This window comes from Paracoccus salipaludis (assembly GCF_002287065.1).
Lineage (GTDB): Bacteria > Pseudomonadota > Alphaproteobacteria > Rhodobacterales > Rhodobacteraceae > Paracoccus > Paracoccus salipaludis.
Map to the genome: position 1 here is coordinate 1 of NZ_NSJZ01000055.1, position 2,513 is coordinate 2,513.

The 2,513-nt window shown below is 61.7% G+C and carries 2 protein-coding genes and 1 pseudogene; 2 read left to right on the top strand and 1 reads right to left on the bottom strand.

What is annotated here, in order from left to right; all coding sequences use genetic code 11:
- A partial coding sequence (locus tag CK240_RS17325; RefSeq protein ID WP_167650080.1) for an integrase core domain-containing protein occupies positions 1-246 on the top strand: 246 nt, incomplete at its 5' end.
- 57 nt (positions 247-303) lie between these two features.
- Here the strand turns inward: CK240_RS17325 and CK240_RS17330 are convergent.
- Positions 304-1,467 carry an alpha/beta hydrolase gene (locus CK240_RS17330; RefSeq protein WP_095641516.1) on the bottom strand — a complete coding sequence of 388 codons (1,164 nt, stop codon included), beginning with the start codon at positions 1,465-1,467 and terminating at the stop codon, positions 304-306.
- Positions 1,468-1,688: 221 nt separating this feature from the next.
- On the opposite strand from CK240_RS17330, the pseudogene CK240_RS17335 reads away from it, so the two are divergent.
- Positions 1,689-2,489, top strand: a pseudogene (locus tag CK240_RS17335) (IS5 family transposase).
- Positions 2,490-2,513: the final 24 nt, after the last annotated feature.

Sequence of the window (2,513 nt, forward strand, 5' to 3'; positions counted from 1 at the left end):
ACCAACGGCCAGGTCGAGCGAATGAACCGCACGATCAAGGACGCGACCGTCAAACGCTTCCATTACGACGATCACGACCAGCTCCGCACCCACCTGTCAGACTTCATGGCAGCCTACAACTTCGCCCGCCGGCTCAAGACCCTCGGCGGGCTCACACCGTATGAATACATCTGCAAGATCTGGACATCCGAGCCAGACAGATTCATCCTAAATCCGATCCACCAGATGCCGGGACTGAACACCTAGGTTAGCAGGAAACACTGTGGAGGGCGGGAAGCCACCCGCCTCCCGGTGTTGATATTCTCACTCAGTCAGCGACTGCTTCAACGCAGTTGTCGCTTGGTCGACGGCCGCTTTCGCTTCCGGCACCACTGCACCCATGCCGAAGAACTCGTGGGTCACGCCCTCGTAGGTCTTCTGCTCGACGTTGACGCCCTGTTCTTCCAAGGCGGCGGCAAGCTGCTCGCCGTCGCTGAGCAGCGGGTCGATCTGGGCGTTGATGATGGTGACGGGGGGAAGGCCCGCCAAGTCGGTGCGGTCCTTTAGGTCCACCCGCGGGTCTGTCGCCTGTGACATGTCAGTAAAGGCGTTCTGGGCGAACCACTCCATCGCCGGCTTCGACAGCGGCTTGGCATCGGCATGGGCTTGGTAGGACGGCGTGTCCATCTCGTTGCCGGCAATCGGATAAACACTGAGAATGTGCCGAGGCAATGTGAGCTTGTTGTCACGGGCGTTCAGGGCCACGTTGATCGCCAGGTTTCCCCCCGCGCTTTCTCCGGCGACCGCCACGCGGCTCGCATCGGCGTTTAGGCTGCCGGAGTTCTCGATCAGCCACGCATAGGCGGCGTTGGCGTCCTCATGGAAAGCCGGGAACTTGTTTTCGGGTCCCTTGCGGTATTCGACCGAGGCGACCACTGCCTCCGTTCCCGCCGCCAACGCCCGGGCCGAAGCGTCATAGGTGTCGATGTCGGCGATCACCCAGCCCCCGCCGTGGAAATAGACGATCAGCGGAAAGGGACCCGACCCCTCAGGCGTATAGATGCGGATCGGCTGCTGGCCGCCGCCCGCGTCCGTATAGGTGACATCGCGCGTCGCGATGGCAGCCAGCTTGGGATCCATGCTGATCCCGCGATCCTTCATCAGCGCCATCACGGCATCTGCAGGCGTCGGTTCCTGGCGCTGTTCCTCGGGCGACAGCGTTCCGATGGGATCGGCCCCCAGTTCCGCCAGCTTGTCGAGGACCGACTGCATGTCCGCGGTAGGCTGGGCCTCGGACAGGGCATCTATCCCTTCCGTGGTTTCTGGATCAGTGGCAGCCGCAGGCGCCTGAGCGGGCGCGGGAGCCGTGGTTGCGGGCTCCTGTGCAGTTGCAGGCGCCGTGGCCTGCTGGGCAACCGCGCCCTGCGAGGCAAGCAGCACCAGAGCCGTGGAAACCGCCAACGGCGACGTTGATCGAAGAAGGCGCATGATAACTTCCTTTTGGGACAGCCTTGACCAACCTCGCTTCACGAGGTTCGTTCCCGAATTTGAAACTGATTGGCCCTGAAAACTGCCATGCCCCAGCCTGCGCTGAGACTCGTCTGCTTCGGCGCAAGGGCAGTAGCCACGGCGGAGCGCGGCCAACTAGGGTCAGGACCCATTGATCTGCCTGCTGCTGCGTGATTCAGGCTCCGCGAGGAGACTGATCGATGAGCAACCTTTTCTGGCTGACCGATGAGCAGATGGCGCGGCTGCGGCCTTTCTTTCCGAAGAGCCTTGGCAAGCCGCGTGTTGATGATCGGCGTGTGGCTCTAGTGGCATAATCTTCGTCAACCGCAACGGGTTGCGATGGCGGGACGATCCCCGAGAGTATGGTCCCGCGAAGACGCTTTACAGCCGTTGGAAGCGGTGGGGCGACATGGGCGTCTTTGCTCGTATCATGGAGGGGTTGGCCGCGGAGGACCCAGAACCGAAGACGATCATGATTGATGCCACCTACCTCAAGGCGCACCGGACGGCGACCAGCCTATGGTCGAAAAAAGGGGGCGCGGCCGACTGATCGGTCGGAGTTCGAGGGTCAGAAAACGATCCACGAGATCGTTTTCCCGAGAACGGGTGGCATGAACACCAAGTTGCATGCCGTCACCGATGCCCATGGACGGCCAATCCGGTTCTCCATGACCGCAGGCCAGGTCAGCGACTACACTGGCGCCGCGGCCTTGCTGGGAGGTTTACCCTCAGCGGAATGGTTGCTGGCCGACCGGGGCCATGATGCCGACTGGTTCAGAAATGCGCTGAAAGACAAAGGGATCACTCCCTGCATCCCGGGGCGAAAGTCTCGTGGTCGGCCCGTAAAATATGACACGCGCCGCTACAAACGCCGCAACAGGATCGAGATCATGTTCGGTCGGCTGAAGGATTGGAGACGCGTCGCCACGTGTTGCGACAGATGCCCGAAGGTCTTCCTCTCCGCCGTCGCACTCGCCGCAACCATCATGTTCTGGCTATGAAACTTAACGAGTCCTGACTCTAGC

Excerpts from the sequence above, each read along its gene's own strand:
- CK240_RS17330 (WP_095641516.1), bottom strand. The coding sequence starts at position 1,467 with ATGCGCCTTCTTCGATCAACGTCGCCGTTGGCGGTTTCCACGGCTCTG.